Origin of the sequence: Achromobacter sp. Root170 (genome assembly GCF_001428165.1) — a bacterium.
In the GTDB taxonomy this organism is placed as follows: Bacteria; Pseudomonadota; Gammaproteobacteria; order Burkholderiales; family Burkholderiaceae_B; genus Achromobacter; species Achromobacter mucicolens.
In genome coordinates, this window is the sequence record NZ_LMHN01000006.1 from 29,085 (window position 1) to 45,712 (window position 16,628).

17 protein-coding genes are annotated in these 16,628 nt (G+C 66.6%); 10 read left to right on the top strand and 7 right to left on the bottom strand.

Features of this window, described 5'->3' with window-relative positions; genetic code table 11:
* The 5 genes from ASD87_RS08950 to ASD87_RS08970 all read left to right on the top strand — a co-directional run bounded on the left by ASD87_RS08950 (window position 1) and on the right by ASD87_RS08970 (window position 5,302).
* Window positions 1–972, top strand: a complete 972-nt coding sequence (locus tag ASD87_RS08950; protein ID WP_056320084.1) for a MotA/TolQ/ExbB proton channel family protein — start codon at window positions 1–3, stop codon at window positions 970–972.
* Window positions 972–1,457 (top strand): biopolymer transporter ExbD, encoded by a 486-nt coding sequence (locus ASD87_RS08955; RefSeq protein WP_056320087.1) that lies wholly within the window; start codon window positions 972–974, stop codon window positions 1,455–1,457. Before ASD87_RS08950 ends, ASD87_RS08955 begins: the two co-directional genes overlap by 1 nt.
* A gap of 63 nt (window positions 1,458–1,520) precedes the next feature.
* Complete coding sequence (locus ASD87_RS08960; protein ID WP_008164454.1) at window positions 1,521–2,192, top strand: response regulator transcription factor; 672 nt, start codon at window positions 1,521–1,523, stop codon at window positions 2,190–2,192.
* A 114-nt stretch (window positions 2,193–2,306) separates the two neighbouring features.
* Window positions 2,307–3,377, top strand: a complete 1,071-nt coding sequence (locus ASD87_RS08965) for a HAMP domain-containing sensor histidine kinase (protein ID WP_235512665.1) — start codon at window positions 2,307–2,309, stop codon at window positions 3,375–3,377.
* Complete coding sequence (locus tag ASD87_RS08970; protein ID WP_056320091.1) at window positions 3,374–5,302, top strand: potassium transporter Kup; 1,929 nt, start codon at window positions 3,374–3,376, stop codon at window positions 5,300–5,302. The genes ASD87_RS08965 and ASD87_RS08970 overlap by 4 nt, the downstream gene beginning before the upstream one ends.
* A gap of 75 nt (window positions 5,303–5,377) precedes the next feature.
* Here ASD87_RS08970 and argG read toward each other — a convergent pair whose 3' ends face one another.
* Both argG and ASD87_RS08980 read right to left on the bottom strand, forming a co-directional pair.
* Complete coding sequence (gene argG, locus ASD87_RS08975; protein ID WP_056320095.1) at window positions 5,378–6,718, bottom strand: argininosuccinate synthase; 1,341 nt, start codon at window positions 6,716–6,718, stop codon at window positions 5,378–5,380.
* A gap of 70 nt (window positions 6,719–6,788) precedes the next feature.
* The gene (locus tag ASD87_RS08980) at window positions 6,789–7,715 is read right to left on the bottom strand and encodes a LysR substrate-binding domain-containing protein (RefSeq protein WP_056320097.1); all 927 of its coding nucleotides are present in this window, start codon (window positions 7,713–7,715) and stop codon (window positions 6,789–6,791) included.
* A 97-nt stretch (window positions 7,716–7,812) separates the two neighbouring features.
* On the opposite strand from ASD87_RS08980, the gene ASD87_RS08985 reads away from it, so the two are divergent.
* The 4 genes from ASD87_RS08985 to ASD87_RS09000 all read left to right on the top strand — a co-directional run bounded on the left by ASD87_RS08985 (window position 7,813) and on the right by ASD87_RS09000 (window position 10,808).
* On the top strand, window positions 7,813–8,679 hold the full coding sequence (locus ASD87_RS08985) for an amidohydrolase (protein ID WP_175235453.1): 867 nt from the start codon (window positions 7,813–7,815) through the stop codon (window positions 8,677–8,679).
* A 69-nt stretch (window positions 8,680–8,748) separates the two neighbouring features.
* Window positions 8,749–9,702, top strand: a complete 954-nt coding sequence (locus ASD87_RS08990; RefSeq protein ID WP_056320100.1) for a tripartite tricarboxylate transporter substrate binding protein — start codon at window positions 8,749–8,751, stop codon at window positions 9,700–9,702.
* 2 nt (window positions 9,703–9,704) lie between these two features.
* Window positions 9,705–10,235 carry a carboxymuconolactone decarboxylase family protein gene (locus ASD87_RS08995; RefSeq protein WP_056320103.1) on the top strand — a complete coding sequence of 177 codons (531 nt, stop codon included), beginning with the start codon at window positions 9,705–9,707 and terminating at the stop codon, window positions 10,233–10,235.
* Between the two features lie 12 nt (window positions 10,236–10,247).
* Window positions 10,248–10,808: a DUF4286 family protein gene (locus ASD87_RS09000; RefSeq protein WP_082586241.1), complete on the top strand. Its 561-nt coding sequence runs from the start codon at window positions 10,248–10,250 to the stop codon at window positions 10,806–10,808.
* A gap of 75 nt (window positions 10,809–10,883) precedes the next feature.
* On the opposite strand, the gene argF is transcribed toward ASD87_RS09000, so the two are convergent.
* On the bottom strand, window positions 10,884–11,825 hold the full coding sequence (gene argF / locus ASD87_RS09005; protein WP_056320238.1) for an ornithine carbamoyltransferase: 942 nt from the start codon (window positions 11,823–11,825) through the stop codon (window positions 10,884–10,886).
* Window positions 11,826–11,881: 56 nt separating this feature from the next.
* Entirely contained in the window at window positions 11,882–13,063 is a 1,182-nt protein-coding gene (locus ASD87_RS09010) for an aspartate aminotransferase family protein (protein ID WP_056320105.1), read from the bottom strand.
* Between the two features lie 180 nt (window positions 13,064–13,243).
* Between ASD87_RS09010 and ASD87_RS09015 the strand changes: the two genes are divergently transcribed.
* The gene (locus tag ASD87_RS09015; protein ID WP_013392635.1) at window positions 13,244–13,534 is read left to right on the top strand and encodes a DUF3579 domain-containing protein; all 291 of its coding nucleotides are present in this window, start codon (window positions 13,244–13,246) and stop codon (window positions 13,532–13,534) included.
* Between the two features lie 121 nt (window positions 13,535–13,655).
* Here the strand turns inward: ASD87_RS09015 and ASD87_RS09020 are convergent, their stop codons facing one another.
* The 3 genes from ASD87_RS09020 to ASD87_RS09030 form a co-directional block, all read right to left on the bottom strand.
* Window positions 13,656–14,933 carry a TRAP transporter large permease gene (locus ASD87_RS09020; protein ID WP_056320107.1) on the bottom strand — a complete coding sequence of 426 codons (1,278 nt, stop codon included), beginning with the start codon at window positions 14,931–14,933 and terminating at the stop codon, window positions 13,656–13,658.
* Window positions 14,934–14,969: 36 nt separating this feature from the next.
* Complete coding sequence (locus tag ASD87_RS09025; RefSeq protein WP_056320109.1) at window positions 14,970–15,470, bottom strand: TRAP transporter small permease; 501 nt, start codon at window positions 15,468–15,470, stop codon at window positions 14,970–14,972.
* 102 nt (window positions 15,471–15,572) lie between these two features.
* The gene (locus ASD87_RS09030; RefSeq protein WP_056320112.1) at window positions 15,573–16,547 is read right to left on the bottom strand and encodes a TRAP transporter substrate-binding protein; all 975 of its coding nucleotides are present in this window, start codon (window positions 16,545–16,547) and stop codon (window positions 15,573–15,575) included.
* Between the last annotated feature and the right edge of the window lie 81 nt (window positions 16,548–16,628).

Here is a 16,628-nt window from a genome sequence, read left to right on the forward strand (position 1 = left end):
ATGTCCAACGCACTGCATAGCGCCACCCTGGTGGCGCAGGCGACCACCAGCCCGGCAGCAGCGCCGGCTGCCGCCGCCGCGCCCGCAGCCCAGCAGGCCGCCACGACGGGCGGCGAGGTCGCCCAGCAAGCCGCCGGCGCCGTTCAGCAGGCCGCTGGCGCCGTCCAGCAGTCGGCCGACGCGCTGCACAGCGCCGCCGCAGCGATTCCGCCCGCGCCGGCGCCGGTCCCCGACATGGGCTTCCTGCACTTCGTCGCGCAGAGCGACTTCGTGGGCAAGAGCCTGTTCGTCATCCTGATCCTCATGTCGCTGGTGACCTGGTATCTCATCCTGGTCAAGGCCGCCAGCAATGTCAGCATGCGCAAGCGTTCCGCCGACTTCCTGAACAAGTTCTGGAACGCCAGCTCGCTGGAACAGGTCGAGCACGAAATCAACACGCACGGCGCGCGCGATCCGTTCTCGCATCTGGCCAGCCACGCCATGCACGCGCAGGCGCACCACAACAAGTTCGGCGCGACCAAGCTGGAAGAGTCGGGCAGCAATTCGGATTTCGTTACGCGCACCATGCGCAAGGTCATCGACGAAGAAACCGCCAAGCTGGAAAATGGCCTGACCGTGCTGGCCTCGGTGGGTTCGACGGCGCCGTTCGTCGGCCTGTTTGGTACGGTGTGGGGCGTGTATCACGCACTGGTCGGTATCGGCCTGTCCGACGGCGTGACCATTAACCGCATCGCCGGTCCGGTGGGCGAGGCCCTCATCATGACGGGCCTGGGCCTGGCGGTGGCAATTCCGGCCGTCCTGGCGTACAACACGTTCGTGCGCAACAACCGCGTGTTCCTGTCGCGCCTGGATGCCTTTGCGCATGATCTGTTTGCGTTCCTGACCACCGGCCAGCAAGTTGCACTGTCCGACGGCAAGGTGCGCGCGCTGCGTCGCCAGAACGGCCACGCGGTCCAACGCGGGAGCGAATGATGGCCTTTGGCAGCTTTGAGGGTAAAGGGTCCGGAAGCCATGCGGTGTCCGAGATCAACATGGTGCCCCTGATCGACGTCATGCTGGTGCTGCTGGTGATCTTCATCATCACGGCGCCGCTCTTGGCGCACTCGATCAAGATCAACATGCCCCAGGTGGCCGCCGAGCAGATCGAGGAAGAGCCCAAGACCGTGGACCTGGCCATCGATGCCAGCGGCGCGCTGTTCTGGGACGAGAAGCCGGTCAATATCGACGACCTGCCCAATCGCTTCAAGTCGATCGCCGGCACCAAGCCGCAGCCCGAGATCCGCATCCGCGCCGATCAGAACACCCGTTACGAAACGCTGGCCAAGGTCATGGCCTCGGCGCGCCGTTCGGGCATGACCCGGATCGGTTTCGTCACGACGCCGCCCTCTGGCGGCGCCCCGGCGGCCGGTGCGCCGGCAGGGGCAGCGGCGCCCGCCGCGGCACCGTCCGGCCGGTGAACGAATCCAGAACGGGGGCGCATTTCGCGCCCCTTTTTTTTTGGATCGCGCTAGAATCGCGGCATGCGAGTTCTGGTAATCGAAGACGACACCACCCTGGGCCATGCGCTCCAGGAATTCCTGGCCGACCAGGGTTATGCGGTCGACTGGCTGACCGATGGCGACCGGGTTCTGGGCGCGTTGGCAGGCCAGCCGTATGACCTGATGCTGCTCGACCTCAACCTTCCCGGCATGAGCGGCCTGGACGTGCTGCGCCAGCTGCGCCAGGACGGCAATCAGGTTCCCGTGCTCATCCTTACCGCCCGCGATGGCATCGAAGACCGCGTCGCCGGTCTGGACGCCGGGGCGGACGACTACGTCACCAAGCCTTTTGAACTGCCCGAGCTGGCCGCGCGCGTGCGCGCCTTCGGCCGCCGCCGCGCGGGCCAGGCCCAGCCGCTCATCGAAGTCGGCCCGCTGGTGTTCGACACCGTTGGCCGCGAAGTGCGCGCCAACGGCCAGCGCTTGTCGCTGTCGGTGCGCGAGCTTTCCGTCCTCGAAATGCTGATGGCCCGCGTGGGCCGCGTCGTGACCAAGCGCCAGATCGTCAATTCCCTGTCCGCCTGGGATGCGGATTTCAGCGAGAATGCGGTCGAAGTCTATGTGTACCGCTTGCGCAAGCGCCTGGAAGGCACCGGCGCCAGCATCCAGACGGTACGCGGCTTTGGCTACATGCTGGATGTGGAAGCGGCCTGACGGGCCGGCCGCGGCCGGCGACCGCCAGCCGCGCGCATTCATCCGCCTCATTAAGGGCTTCGCGCCATGACGCAGGAACGCACCCCCCAACCGTCTCCGGCTGCGCGGCCTCCCATGCTTCCCTCCCGTTCATTGGCCCGGCATCTGGTCATCCGCCTGATGCCGCCCATCCTGCTGCTCGTCCTGCTGGACCTGGCGGCCACCTGGGTCATCACCCACAAGATCGACATGTCGTTGTGGATGCTGGAAGACTTCTTCTGGCTGATGGTCGTGGGCCAGGTGGCGCTGATTGCGCTGTTCGCTTGGGTGGTGATGCAGGGCGTGCGCTCCGGGCTGCGGTCGGTGAATCACCTGTCCGAAGAAATCCGGCAACGGTCCATCGACGACATGCAGCCGCTCGAGGTCGCCGGCGTGCCGGTGGAGATCGAGCCGCTGGTTACCCACACCAATGACCTGTTGCTGCGGCTGGATGCATCGCTGGCCGCGCAGCGCCGCTTCATCGGCCATGCCGCGCACCAGCTGCGCACGCCGTTGTCGGGCCTGCGGCTGGAATCCGAACTCATGCTGGCGCGTCCCTTGCCCGACGATGTCCGCGCCCGCGCCGAGCGCATCAAGGCCGTCAGCGACCGCATGATCCGGCTGGGCCAGCAGCTTCTGGTGCTGGCGCGCGCCGACCCGAATGCCCGGCCCCAGGACAGTTTCGTGCGTATCGACCTGTGCGAATGGGTGCGCGTGCATGGCGCGGAATGGTTTCCACGCGTGCGCGAGGCGCACTACGAACTGGACCTGGCCGCGCCCGAAACGCCCATCTGGATCGACGCGGATCCCTTGCTGCTGGCCGAGCTCCTGGGCAACCTGATCGACAACGCGCTGCGCTATGGCAACCTCACGGGCCGCATCACGCTGATCGTCGGCGCCAATCCCCCCTCGCTGACCGTTGAAGACGACGGCCCCGGCATCCCGCCCGAAGAGCGCGACCGCGTGTTCGAGGCGTTCTACCGGTCGCCCACGGCCACGGCCGGCGGCTCGGGTTTGGGACTGGCCATCGTGCGTGAGATCGCGCATGCGCACGGCGCGTGGTGGAAGCTCACGAGCCGGCCCGATTTTTCCGGAACGCGGCTGTCTGTCGTGTTCCCCGGCCCCCGCAAGGGGGCTCAACTCACTCGCCAAGAACCTGCATCATGAGCCAAGGCACGGTCAGCGCTGCTTCTTTGCCCCCCGGCCACCCCGGCGGCGCGCACGCGCCGTCGTCGCGCGCCGCCCTGATCCTGGGCGCCCTGGGCGTGGTGTACGGCGATATCGGCACCAGCCCGCTGTACACCCTGCGCGCCTGCCTGACCGGCCTGAGCGTGCATACCGATCTGGAACCGGCCCACCTGCTGGGCGTGCTGTCCATCCTGTTCTGGATGCTGATGGTGGTGGTGTCCCTGAAATACGTCATGCTGGTGCTGCGCGCGGACAACCGCGGCGAGGGCGGCACGCTGGCGCTGCTGGAGCTGGCGGTGCGTGCCCGCGAGGGCAAGCTGCGCTGGATCCTGATCGTGCTGGGCATCTTCGGTGCGGCGCTGTTCTACGGCGACAGCATGATCACCCCGGCAATTTCCGTCCTGTCGGCCCTGGAAGGCATCGGCATCGTGTCGCACACGCTGGACCGCTGGGTGGTGCCGATCGCACTGGTGGTCCTCATCGCGCTGTTTGCGATCCAGTCGCGCGGCACGGCGACGATGGGCAAGCTGTTTGGCCCCGTGATGTTCCTGTGGTTCGCCACGCTGGCCGCGCTGGGCGGCTGGCAGATCTGGCAGACGCCCGAGATTCTGGCCGCGCTGAATCCGATATGGGGGCTGCGCTTCATCGTGGAAGCGCCGTGGGTGAGCTTTGTGCTGCTGGGCGCGGTGGTGCTGGCGCTGACTGGCGCCGAGGCGCTGTATGCCGACATGGGCCATTTTGGGCGCCCGGCGATCCGCCGCGCCTGGTTCAGCATGGTGCTGCCGGCGCTGACGCTGTGCTACTTCGGCCAGGGAGCGCTGCTGCTGCGCGATCCCACCGCGATCCGCAATCCCTTTTTCCTGATGGCCCCGGAATGGGGGCTCGCCCCGCTGGTCGCGCTGGCCACCGTCGCCACCATCGTCGCCTCGCAGGCCGTGATCTCGGGCGCCTATTCGGTGACGCGCCAGGCGGTGCAGTTGGGCTTCTGGCCGCGCATGCAGATCCTGCACACGTCCGCCATCGAAAAAGGCCAGATCTACCTGCCGCAGGTCAACGCGTTGCTGCTGTGCGCGGTGCTTGTCCTGGTGCTGTGGTTCCGCAACTCCGACAACCTGGCTGCCGCCTATGGTTTCGCGGTGACGGGCACGATGTTCACGACGTCGGTGTTGGCGTTCGCGGTGCTGCCGCGCGGCACCACGGGCGTCAAGCGCATGATGTGGTTCCTGGTGCTGGGTCTGTTGCTGCTGCTGGACGTGCTGCTGTTTTCGGCCAACGTCTTCAAGATCCACGAGGGCGGCTGGCTGCCGCTGGTGGTGGCGATCGTGGTGTTCACGCTGATGATGACGTGGCGCCGCGGCCGGCACCTGCTGTCCGACATGCAGCAGCGCGACCGCCAGCCGCTCAAGGAATTCATGGAGCAGCTTGAGCAATACCCGCCGTCGCGGGTGCCGGGCACCGCGATTTTCATGACGATGAATTCGGGCAATGTCCCGTCGGCGCTGCTGCACAACCTGAAGCACAACAAGGTGCTGCACGACCAGGTGCTGTTCCTGACGATCCTGTCGGCCGACGTGCCGTACATCGCGCCGGAAGAGCGCTTCGAGGTGAACCGGCTCAGCGCATCGAGCTGGGCCGCGACGATCAACTACGGGTTCAAGGAAGATCCGGACGTGCCGGAGGCGCTGCGCCTGATCGCAGAGGGCTACCCCGAACTGGATCTGGAACCGATGCGCACGTCGTACTTCCTGTCGCGCCAGACCGTGGTGGCGGCCAAAAAGCCCGCCTTGTCGCGCTGGCGGCGCGCGGTCTTCTCGTTCATGGCGCGCAACTCCACCCGCAGCACCAAGTTCTTCAAGATCCCGGCGAACCGGGTGGTGGAGATGGGCATGCAGGTCGAACTCTAGGCGCGCTGCGCCGCGGTCAGGCGAAAAAAAACCCTCGGTGTGAAAACCGAGGGTTTTTTATTGGGCCTTGAAGCGTTACTTCTTCGAGGTCGCGTCCTTCAATTGGGGCAGCGACGTGCCGCTGGAGGCGAGCAGGCCGGTCTTGACATACGTGAACAGCTTTTCGCGCGTGTCGACGATGTCGAGGTTGCGCATGGTGAGCTGGCCGATGCGGTCCGCCGGCGTGAAGGGGGCGTTTTCCACCTTCTCCATGGACAGGCGCTCGGGCGCGTACGTGAGGTTGGGCGACACGGTGTTGAGCAGCGAGTAGTCGTTGCCGCGGCGCAGTTCGATGGTGACTTCGCCGGTGATGGCGCGGGCAACCCAGCGCTGGGCGGTTTCGCGCAGCATGATGGCTTGCGGATCGAACCAGCGGCCCTGGTACAGCAGGCGGCCCAGCTTGCGGCCGTTTTCGCGGTACTGCTCGATGGTGTCTTCGTTGTGGATGCCGGTGACCAGGCGCTCGTAGGCGATGAAGAGCAGGGCCAGACCCGGGGCTTCATAGATGCCGCGGCTCTTGGCCTCGATGATGCGGTTTTCGATCTGGTCGCTCATGCCCAGGCCGTGACGGCCGCCAATGCGGTTGGCTTCGAGCATCAGTTCGACGGGGTCGGCGTATTCGACGCCGTTCAGGGCGACGGGCTGGCCTTCTTCGAAGCGCACCGTGACTTCCTCGGCCTTGACGGCGACGTCGTCGCGCCAGAACGCCACGCCCATGATGGGCTTGACGATGCGGATGCCGGAGTTCAGGTGCTCCAGGTCCTTGGCTTCATGCGTGGCGCCGAGCAGGTTGGAGTCGGTGGAGTAGGCCTTTTCAGCCGACATCTTGTAGTCGAAACCGGCTTGGCGCATGTATTCGGACATTTCCGAACGGCCGCCGAGTTCGTCGATGAAGCGCTGGTCCAGCCAGGGCTTGTAGATCTTCAGTTCCGGGTTGGTGAGCAGACCGTAGCGGTAGAAGCGCTCGATGTCGTTGCCCTTGAACGTGCTGCCGTCGCCCCAGATGTTGACGTTGTCTTCCTTCATGGCGGCGACCAGCATCGTGCCGGTGACGGCGCGGCCGATGGGCGTCGTGTTGAAGTACGTGATGCCGGCGGTCGAGATGTGGAAGGCGCCCGATTGCAGGGCGGCGATGCCTTCGGCCACGAGCTGCGCGCGGCAGTCGATCAGGCGGGCGTTTTCGGCGCCGTAGGCCATGGCCTTGCGGGGAATCTCGTCGTAGTCGGATTCGTCGGGCTGGCCCAGGTTGGCGGTGTAGGCGTAGGGAATGGCGCCGTTGTTGCGCATCCAGAGGAGCGCCGCGCTGGTGTCCAGGCCGCCGGAAAAGGCGATGCCGACTTTCTGGCCGGTGGGCAGGTTCGGGAGGATAGTGGTCATTGTTTGAGGTGAGACGCCAACAGGACTTTGACAGCAACGAGCCGCCAAACAAGAAAAGTAGCCCGCCATTTTAACTCTTTTGAGGGGGGCTGGCCTTGGGAGCGAACAGATCGGCAAGCCGCAGTTCGCGGATGAGTTGGCCCGTGGCGGCGGCCAGCCGGGTGGCCGGGCGGTGGCGCGGGCTGGCCAGCACCAGGTTGTTGGTGATCGTGGGAGAACCGATGGCGCACAGGGACAGTTCATGCTCGGCGGCCGGGCCGCGCGCGGCCGAGCGGGGCAGGATGGCGTAGGCGTCGCCCTGCGCCGCCAGTTCGACGATGGTCTGCACGGCGTCGACCTCGGCCGCCACCTTGAGCCGCACGCCCTGTGCGCGGCAGACGCTTTCCACGAGGGTGCGGATGGCGTTGGGCAGGCTGGGCAGCACCAGGGGATAGTCGCCCAGCCGCGCGACCGGCACGTGATCGGGCAGGGGCGGTTGATGGCCCGCGGCGGCCGCCAGGACGAGATCTTCGCGAAACAGCGATTCGTAGGCCAGCTGCGGAGACGGGGCCGGGTCATAGAGCAAGGCCAGGTCCACCCGGCCGGCGAGCAGCCACTCGCGGACCTGCGCGCTCAAGCCTTCGGCCACCGCGATGGAGGCATCGGGAAAGTCCTGGCGGAACGCCTGCACGAGCGGGGGCGTGAGCACGCGTGCGATGCGCGGTGGCAGGCCGATCATGACCTTGCCCGTGGGCGTTTCGCGCAGCGTCTGGAGATCTTCCTTGGCGCGTTCCGCCAGCGTCAGCAAGGCACGGGCGTGCTCCAAAAAGCGCAGGCCGGCCTCCGTGGGTTCGGCGCCGCGGCCGTTGCGGTAGAGCAGGTGCTGGCCCAGCTCTACCTCCAGCAGCCGCACCTGGCGGCTGAGCGTGGGCTGCGCGACGTCCAGCATCTCTGCGGCGCGCGAGAAGCTGCGGCGCTCGGCCACCCGCACGAAGTATTCGATCTGCTTGAGATCCATCGGATATTAGCTTTTTCGATATCAGAAATATCAGGTATAGCATTGTTTGCCAGGCCACATTCCGCGAGGATGGCGTTTTGCAATGAGGAAGTCCCCCGTGCCCGATTGCCGTCCGCCGCTCGCCTCGCCGTCCCGTCCCCGCCATGCGCTGCCGCCGGGCGCGTGCGACGCGCATTGCCATATCTTCGGGCCGGACGACGTGTTTCCGTACGCGCAGGGCCGCTCTTACACGCCGCCGGACGCGCCGTACGCCAGCATGGCGGCGCTGCACGCCCATCTGGGCATCGAGCGGGCCGTCGTCGTGCAGGCCAATTGCCATGGGTCGGATCACCGCGCCTTGCTGGACGCGCTGGCGCGCAGCGCAGGACGGTATCGGGGCGTGGCGTTGCTGGGCGCCGACGCCACGGCCGCCAGCGTCAAGGCGCTGCATGAAGGCGGCGTGCGGGCCGCGCGCTTCAATTTCGTGCCGCATCTGGGCGGCGCGCCCGATCCGGCCGTGTTCGACCATGTGGTCGCGCTGATTGCGCCGCTGGGCTGGCACCTTTGCCTGCACGTGGACGGCGCGATGCTGCCGGAATTGCTGCCGCGCCTGCTCGCGTTGCCGGTGCCGTTCGTCGTGGATCACATGGGTCGGCTGAAGGCATCGGACGGGCTCGATTCGCCGGCGATGCGGGCGCTGCTCAGCCTGGCCGACGTCGACGCTGCCTGGGTCAAGGTGTCCGGCATCGACCGCATTGCCGCCGGCCGGCGGCCGTTCGCCGAAGGTATTCCGTTCGTGCGCGCGCTCGTTCAGGCCATGCCGGACCGCACGCTGTGGGGCACGGACTGGCCGCATCCGAATGTGTCGGGCGACATGCCGGACGACGGCGAGCTGGTCGACACGTTTTTCGAGGCCTGCCCGGACGCCGGGTTGCGCCAGCGCGTGCTGGTGGACAACCCCGCACGGCTTTACGGATTTCAGTAGTACCGAGACCGCGGAACGAGGGCCAGGATGCCCGAGCCGCAAGCACACCCCCATCAACGAGGAGACACCATGTTCAAGAAAATCATCTCGGCCGCCGTGCTGAGCCTGGCCGCCGCGGGTGCGGCTCATGCCGACGGTCCCGTGCGCCTCATCATCGCGTTCCCGCCGGGCGGTCCGGTGGACCTGGTGGGCCGCGTGCTGGCCGAGCAGCTGGGCAAGGAGCTCAAGCAGAACGTCATCGTCGAGAACAAGGCGGGGGCCAATGGCAACATCGCGGCCGCCTACGTGGCCAAGGCGCCTGCCGACGGCTCGGTGCTGTTCCTGACCAGCGTGGGCGCGGTGGCGATCAGCCCGGCGCTGTACAAGGACCTGCCTTATGATCCGGCGCGCGATTTCGCGCCGGTGTCGCGCGTGGTGAACAATGCCACGGTGTTCGTGGTGAACCCATCCAATCCGGCCACCGATGCAGCCGACTTCGTGAAGAAGTCGCAAGCCGCGTCGCAGTCGGTCGCCATCGGCTCGTCGGGCATCGGCAGCATTCCGCACCTGACGCTGGAAATGTTCGCCGATTCCAGCAAGGCCAAGGTGCTGCACGTGCCTTACAAGGGCGCGGCCCCCGTCATCAACGACGTGATGGGCAATCAGGTGTCCGGGTTCTTTGGCGACGTGCCGGGCCTCATCGGCCACATCCAGGGCGGCAAGCTCAAGCCCCTGGGCGTGGCGGCGCCGACCCGCCATCCGCTGCTGCCCGATGTGAAGACGCTGGCCGAGCAGGGCATCCCCGGCGTCGAGTCCAACAACTGGTATGGCCTTGTCGCGCCGGCGGGCACGCCTGCCGCCACCGTGGACAAGCTGAACCAGGCCGTGCGCGCCGCGCTGGGCAACGAAACCGTGCGCGCCCGCCTTGAGAAGTTCGGCGCCGAGGCCGCGCCCAGCACGCCGCAGGAATTGGGCGCGCTGATCGCCGCCGACCGCGAGAAGTGGACCGCGCTGATCCAGCGCAAGAACATCCGTCCGGAGTAAGCATGAGCGCCCGCCGAATCGAACCCGTCGTGCCGGGCACACGCCCGGAACTGGCCGTGCTGGAGGCGCGTATCGCCGCCGCGCGCGGCCGCATTTCGCCGCTGTATCAGGTGCTGCTGAACAGTCCGGCCGTGGTCGAAGGCTGGGAGGCCATGCTGACCGCGATCCGGCAGAAGACGTCGCTGGCGCCGCGGCTGCGCGAGCTGATCATCCTGCGCGTGGCAACGTTGAACAACGCGCCGTACGAGTTCGAGGCGCACGTGCCGCACGCGCTGGCGGGCGGCATGCCGCAGGCTGTCATCGACGCGTTGCGCAGCAATCCCGCGCCCGGCGCCGTGCAAGGACTGGAATCGGGCGAGGCCGACGTGCTCGCGCTGACCGACGCCATGACGCGCGATATCGAGGTGCCGGACGCGGTGTTTGCGCCGCTGCGCGCGCGCTACGACGACGCGCAACTGGTGGAACTGGCTGCGACGGTGGGCGCGTACAACATGGTGTCGCGCTTCCTGGTCGCCTTGCGCGTCGGACATTGAAAGGAGAGGGCCGTGCAGGAAACGATGTTGCTGGTGTCGCTGGGCGAACGGTTTGACGAGGCGCGCATTCAGGATCTGGCGGGGCGTCTCGCGGACGGGCTGGAGGATGTGAAGATCAGCGCCTTTGCCGCGCTGGAATCCGGGGACACCTATGTGTACGTGCGCGGGGCCCGTGCATTGCCTCAGATCCAGGCCCGCCTGAATGAACTGGCGCCCGGCGCGCACGCGCGGATGCTGCATCTGACGCTGGATTTGCCGGGCGCCTCGGCGGGACAGGAGGCGCCGTGGCATTACATCGTCGAAACCGACGTGCTGCCCGAGGCCGAGGCCGATCTGAACGCCTGGTATGACCAGGAGCACCTGCCCGGCCTGGCGGCAGTGCCCGGCACGGTGCGCGCGCAGCGCTGGGAATGCCGCGATGCGTCGCCGCGGTACCTGGCCTGCTACGACCTGCACACGCAGGAAACCTTCGGCAGCCCGCCGTGGCTCGCCGTGCGCGCGACCGATTGGAGCAGCCGCGTGCGGCCGTCCTTTCGCAACACGCGGCGCACGATGTTCAGGAAGATCCTGTAGCGCAGTTGCGCCACAAAAGTGAAGGGGCCCGGACATCGCGCGATGTCCGGGCCCCTTTTTACCTGTGGGAGGGCGTCAGTCGACCTGACCCAGCAGCAGGAATTCCATCAGCGCCTTCTGCACGTGCAGGCGGTTCTCGGCCTCGTCCCAGACCACGCTCTGCGGGCCGTCGATGACTTCGCCGGTCACTTCCTCGCCGCGATGGGCGGGCAGGCAGTGCATGAAGACGGCCTGCGGGTCGGCGGCGGCCATCATTTCGGCATCCACGCACCAGTCGGCAAACGCGGCGCGGCGCTCTTCGTTTTCGGCTTCGTAGCCCATGCTGGTCCAGACGTCGGTCGTGACCAGGTGCGCGCCCTTGCACGCCTCCATGGGATCCTTGAACTGGCGCAGCACCTTGTCGGGCGGCGTGCCGATGCGGGCGGCTTCAAGTTCGTAGCCGGCCGGCGTGGACACGTGCAGCGTGAAGCCCAGCATCTCGGCCGCCTGCAGCCACGTGTAGGCCATGTTGTTGGCGTCGCCCACCCAGGCGACCGTCTTGCCGGCGATGGGGCCGCGGTGCTCGATGTAGGTGAAGATGTCGGCCAGGATCTGGCAGGGGTGGAATTCGTTGGTCAGGCCGTTGATCACGGGCACGCGCGAATGCGACGCGAAGCGCTCGATGCGGGTCTGCTCGAACGTGCGGATCATGACGATGTCGACCATGCGCGAGATCACGCGCGCGGTGTCTTCGATGGGCTCGGAGCGGCCGAGTTGCGAGTCGTTGGACGTCAGGTTGATCACCGAACCGCCCATCTGGTACATGCCGGCCTCGAACGACACGCGGGTGCGCGTGCTGGCCTTTTCGAACACCATTGCCAGCGTGCGGTCGTGCAGCGGCATGTGGGGCTCATAGCGTTTGAACTTTTCCTTGATCAGGCGCGCGCGGTCCAGCACGTAGGCGATCTCGGCGGACGAGAAGTCCTTGAACTGCAGGAAGTGCCGCAGCGGGCCGTTTTGAGTCGTGGGAGGAGTCATGTTGATGTCGCAGGTCATTGGGCCCGGCCAGGCTCGTGGCCCGGCAGGGACGTTGATTATGGTTTTTCGGCCAGGAACTGTTGGATGAGCGGAACCAGGAGGGCGACGATCTGGTCGGCCTCTTCCCGGGTCAGGATCAGCGGCGGCAGCATGCGGATGACGCGGTCGCGCGTGACGTTGATGAGCAGGCCCGCTTCCAGGGAGCGTAGCGCCAGGACGCCGCAGGGGCGGGCCAGTTCGATGCCCAGCATGAGGCCGCGGCCGCGGATGTCGGCCACGCCGGGCGTGCCGGCCAGCGCGCCGGCCAGGCGGTCTTTCAGGTATTCGCCCACGGCATGGGCGTTTTCAAGCAGGTTTTCGGATTCCAGCGCATCGAGCACCGCGAGGCCCGCGGCGCACACCAGCGGTCCGCCGCCGAACGTGGTGCCGTGGCTGCCCGGCGTGAAGACGCCCGCGGCGGGGCCTGCCGCCAGCATCGCGCCGATGGGCACGCCGCCCGCCAGCCCCTTGGCCAGCGTCATGACGTCGGGACGGATATCGGCCCATTGATGCGCGAACCACTTGCCGGTGCGTCCGATGCCGGACTGCACTTCGTCGATCATCAGCAGCCAGCCGCGCTCGGTGCACAACTGGCGCAGTGCTTGCAGGTAGGCAATGTCGGACGGGCGGATGCCGCCTTCGCCCTGCAGGACTTCCAGCAGCACCGCGGCGGTGCGGGGCTCGGCGTCGCCCGCGGCGCGCACCGCGTCCAGGTTGTTGTACGGCACCTGGATGAAGCCGCTGGGCAGGGGTTCGAAGCCCTTGCGCGCCTTGTCGCTGCCGGTGGCCGCCAGCGTGGCCAGCGTGCGGCCATGCCAGGACGAATCCATCGTGATGATGTGGGCGTGCTTGTTGCCGCGCTGGTACGCGTAGTACCGGGCGAGCTTGATGGCCGCTTCGTTGGCTTCGGAGCCGCTGTTGTTGAACGCGACTTCCTGCATGCCGGACAGCGCCGTCAGCCGGGCGGCCAGCGCTGTCTGCTGGGGGATTTCGTAGATGTTGGAGGTATGGATGACCCGGGCGGCCTGCTCGGTGATGGCGGCGACCAGCTTGGGATGGGCATGGCCCAGGCACGAGACGCCGATGCCGGCCAGGGCATCCAGGTACTTTCGGCCGTCAGCGTCCCACAGCCAGACACCCTGGCCGTGCGTGAACGATACCGGCAGCCGGGCATAGATATTGGCCAGAGGCGAGCTCATCGCGGATCCTCCTGGGGGAATGGCATCGACAGCGTGCCCGCTTCCAAGGGGCGAATCGGGGGCGAATCGCGGTTTGAAAGAGGGCAAAGGATCAATCATATACAATTCGCGGCGCGGCACGCATGTTTGATCACGCCGAAGATCCGGCTTTCGTGAAAGGCGTCCCGCAGTGAAGAACACATGGCAACTCGCGTCAGACAATTCGTAATTCATGGCGTTACCGAAAGCGGTAGCCGTTTCCGCCCCAGCGATTGGGCAGAACGGCTCGCCGGCGTAATGGCACAGTTCCGGCCGGCCGGCTGTGCTGGTAACCACCTCACTTATTCGCCTTATGTGCTGCCCGTCGTGATCGATGGCGTGCGCGGGATCGTGGTCGACCTGCGCCTGCGCGACCTGGAGCCGCTGGCCTACAAGTTCGTGGTGGATTTCGCCCGCGACAACAACCTCAAGACGGAAGAACGCGAAATCTAGGCCCCCAGAACGAAAAAGCGCCCCAACCGGGCGCTTTTCTCATTCTGCGGCCCTGCACGCCCATCGGGCGGGCCGGGCGCTACCCGCCGCGCGGGCGCTGGCCCGCACGGCGGCAGGCATATCACTTGGCGTAGACCAGGTCGCGCAGTCCCAGCGACAGTCCTGGCCAATAGGTGATGACCATCAGGCACAGGATCACGACGCCGACGAAGGGCACCAGCGGCTTGACGATACGCTCGAGCGGCAGCTTGGCCACCGCGCAGGCCGCGAACAGGTTCACCCCGAACGGCGGCGTGATCATGCCCAGCGCCAGGTTGACCACCATGATGATGCCGAAGTGCACCGGGTCCACGCCGAACTGCAGCGCCACCGGCAGCAGCAGCGGGGCCAGCACGACGATCGACGCCGAGGTCTCGATGAACATGCCGATGACGAACAGCGCCGCGTTCACGCCCATCAGGAATCCGAACTTTGTGTCGAAAACCTGGGCTAGCCACGTGCCCAGCGCGTCCGGAATGCCGGCGCGGTTGAGCAGGAAGCTGAACAGGCCGGCGTTGGCGATCACGAACATGATGACCGCGGTCGACACAACCGACTTGTGCAGCGTGTCCGACAACTGGCGGAACGTGAGGCGGCGGTAGATGACCTTGCCCACGAAGACGGCGTACATCACGGCCACGACCGAGGCCTCGGTCGGCGTGAAGACGCCGCCGTAGATGCCGCCCAGGATGATGACGGGCATCAGCAGCGCCAGCCACGCGCGCTTGAACGACGGCCACAGCGGCAGGCGGCCTTCGCCGTCGCGCTTGCCCAGGTTGTTGCGCTTGGCGTAGAGCCAGACGTAGAACATCAGCGCCACCCCGATCAGGATGCCGGGCATGACGCCGGCGATGAACAGCTCGCCGGTGGACGTGTCGGTGGACACGGCAAACAGGATCATCGGGATCGACGGCGGAATGATGACGCCAAGTTCCGCCGCGCTGGCCTGCAATGACGCCGCAAAGGGGGCGGGATAGCCGTGCCGGATCATCGCGGGGATCAGGATCGCGCCGACCGCGAAGGTGGTGGCCACGCTGGAGCCGGCGACCGCCGCGAAGATCATGCAGGTCAGCACGCAGGTGCAGGCCAGGCCGCCCTGGATGCCGCCCACCACGCTCTTGGCGAATTCCACCATGCGTTCGGAGATGCCGCCGGCTTCCATCAGGTTGCCGGCCAGGATGAAGAAGGGGATGGCCACGAGCGGGTACTTGTCCAGCGCGGCGAACAACTGCTGCGCGACGACCAGCCAGGGCAGGCCCGCGGCGCCGACGCCCGCCAGGCTGGCCAGCCCGATCGACACGGCGACCGGCACGGACAGCCCGAAGAAAATCAGCATCGAGACAATCATTAATTGGGACATGGCGATTTCTGCTGCTCAGGTTCGATAAGGGGCGGCTCAGCCTTGCGCGTCGTTGCGCACGGGCACGTCTTCTTCGTCGCCGGCGCACCAGCGGGCCAGCACGGCGATGGCCGCCAGCGTGGCGCCCACGGGGATCGCCAGGTAGATCCAGGAAATCGAGATGTCCAGGCTCGGCACGTTCTGGAAACGCACGCGGTAGGTCATGTTGCCGCCGATCCAGGCCAGAAAGCCGAGAAAACCGGCGCAGATGAGGCCGATGATGGCTTCCAGTACCCGGCGCCGCTTGCCGCCCAGCATGTTGCGCAGCAGTTCCACGCTGATCATGGCGCCGTGGCGGAAGGCCAGGGCCACGCCCAGCAGCACGGTCCAGATGAGAAGCGCGCGGGTGAGGACCTCGCTCCAGTCGGCGGGCGAATGCAGCACGAACCGGGCGATGACCTGATAGAACGCGGCCGCTGCGGCGGCGACCAAGAGGAGTTGGGCGAATGCCGAGACCAGCTTGAACAGGCCGCGGTCGAAGGCGCAGAGCAAACGCATGGTGAAGTCCGTTGGCGAAAGTCGCGAAAAAATAGGGCGGGCGCGCGGCGAAAGCCGGCCCCGCCGTCAGGCGAGCGGCCCCGCCACGGGGGCCGCGCCGGCTTACTTGGTGTCGCGGATCGAGTCGATCAGCTTCTTGTCGAACTTCTTGTAGTACTCGGGGTAGGCCGGTTCCACGGCGGCGGCGAAGGCGGCGCGGTCCACTTCGGTGACTTGCATGCCTTCCTTCTTCAGTTGCTCGACGCCCGTCTTCTCGATGTTGTCGACGTAGGCGCGCATGGCCTGGGCCGATTCCTTGCCGGCCTTGTCGAAGTTGGCCTTGTCGGCGGCCGACAGGCCTTCATAGACGTTGGCCGACATCAGCACCAGGGCCGGGCCGTACACGTGGCCGGTCAGCGACAGGTACTTCTGCATCTGCGACAGCTTGGCCGACGTGATCACGGACAGCGGGTTTTCCTGGCCGTCGATGGTGCCCTGCTGAAGGGCGGTGGCCACTTCGGGCCAGGCCATCGGCGTGGGCAGGATGCCGATCTGGCGGAAGGCGGTGATGTGGATGGGGTTTTCCGTGGTGCGGATCTTCAGGCCCTTGGCATCCGCCGGGGTCTTGACCGGACGCACGTTGTTGGTCAGGTGGCGAAAGCCCTGTTCGCCCCAGGCCAGCGCCACGATGCCGCGGCTGGGGAACTTGGCCAGCATGTCCTGGCCGATCTTGCTGTCGAGCACGGCACGGGCGTGCGGCAGGTCGCGCAAGAGGAAGGGGATATCGAAAACGCCGGTTTCGGGAACAAAATTGAGGGTTGCACCGGTCGAAACGATCGCGAGATCGATGGTGCCGATCTGCAGGCCCTCGATGACCTCGCGTTCGCCGCCCAGCGCGCTGTTGGCGAATTGCTGGACCTTGAACTTGCCGTTGGAAGAGGCCTCGATGGACTTGGCCATCGCGTCGGCGCCGGCGCCGTAGTGCGACGAGGTCGACAGGGCGTAGGCCATCTTCAGGGTGGTCTGTGCCGCCGAGGGCAGGGATGTGGCGGCCGCGCAGGCGGCCAGAATCGTGGCCGCAAGCCAGGATTTACGCATTGTCTTCTCCGGAATTGGTTATCTTTAAGGGCGGCTTTGCCTCCCGCCCCGGGATGATATCGGGAATCAGATCGCTTTCTT

Coding starts and splice junctions, on each gene's coding strand:
- ASD87_RS08950 (WP_056320084.1), top strand. CDS start 1: ATGTCCAACGCACTGCATAGCGCCACCCTGGTGGCGCAGGCGACCACC.
- ASD87_RS08955 (WP_056320087.1), top strand. CDS start 972: ATGGCCTTTGGCAGCTTTGAGGGTAAAGGGTCCGGAAGCCATGCGGTG.
- ASD87_RS08960 (WP_008164454.1), top strand. CDS start 1,521: ATGCGAGTTCTGGTAATCGAAGACGACACCACCCTGGGCCATGCGCTC.
- ASD87_RS08965 (WP_235512665.1), top strand. CDS start 2,307: ATGCTTCCCTCCCGTTCATTGGCCCGGCATCTGGTCATCCGCCTGATG.
- ASD87_RS08970 (WP_056320091.1), top strand. CDS start 3,374: ATGAGCCAAGGCACGGTCAGCGCTGCTTCTTTGCCCCCCGGCCACCCC.
- argG (WP_056320095.1), bottom strand. CDS start 6,718: ATGACCACTATCCTCCCGAACCTGCCCACCGGCCAGAAAGTCGGCATC.
- ASD87_RS08980 (WP_056320097.1), bottom strand. CDS start 7,715: ATGGATCTCAAGCAGATCGAATACTTCGTGCGGGTGGCCGAGCGCCGC.
- ASD87_RS08990 (WP_056320100.1), top strand. CDS start 8,749: ATGTTCAAGAAAATCATCTCGGCCGCCGTGCTGAGCCTGGCCGCCGCG.
- ASD87_RS08995 (WP_056320103.1), top strand. CDS start 9,705: ATGAGCGCCCGCCGAATCGAACCCGTCGTGCCGGGCACACGCCCGGAA.
- argF (WP_056320238.1), bottom strand. CDS start 11,825: ATGACTCCTCCCACGACTCAAAACGGCCCGCTGCGGCACTTCCTGCAG.
- ASD87_RS09010 (WP_056320105.1), bottom strand. CDS start 13,063: ATGAGCTCGCCTCTGGCCAATATCTATGCCCGGCTGCCGGTATCGTTC.
- ASD87_RS09015 (WP_013392635.1), top strand. CDS start 13,244: ATGGCAACTCGCGTCAGACAATTCGTAATTCATGGCGTTACCGAAAGC.
- ASD87_RS09020 (WP_056320107.1), bottom strand. CDS start 14,933: ATGTCCCAATTAATGATTGTCTCGATGCTGATTTTCTTCGGGCTGTCC.
- ASD87_RS09025 (WP_056320109.1), bottom strand. CDS start 15,470: ATGCGTTTGCTCTGCGCCTTCGACCGCGGCCTGTTCAAGCTGGTCTCG.
- ASD87_RS09030 (WP_056320112.1), bottom strand. CDS start 16,547: ATGCGTAAATCCTGGCTTGCGGCCACGATTCTGGCCGCCTGCGCGGCC.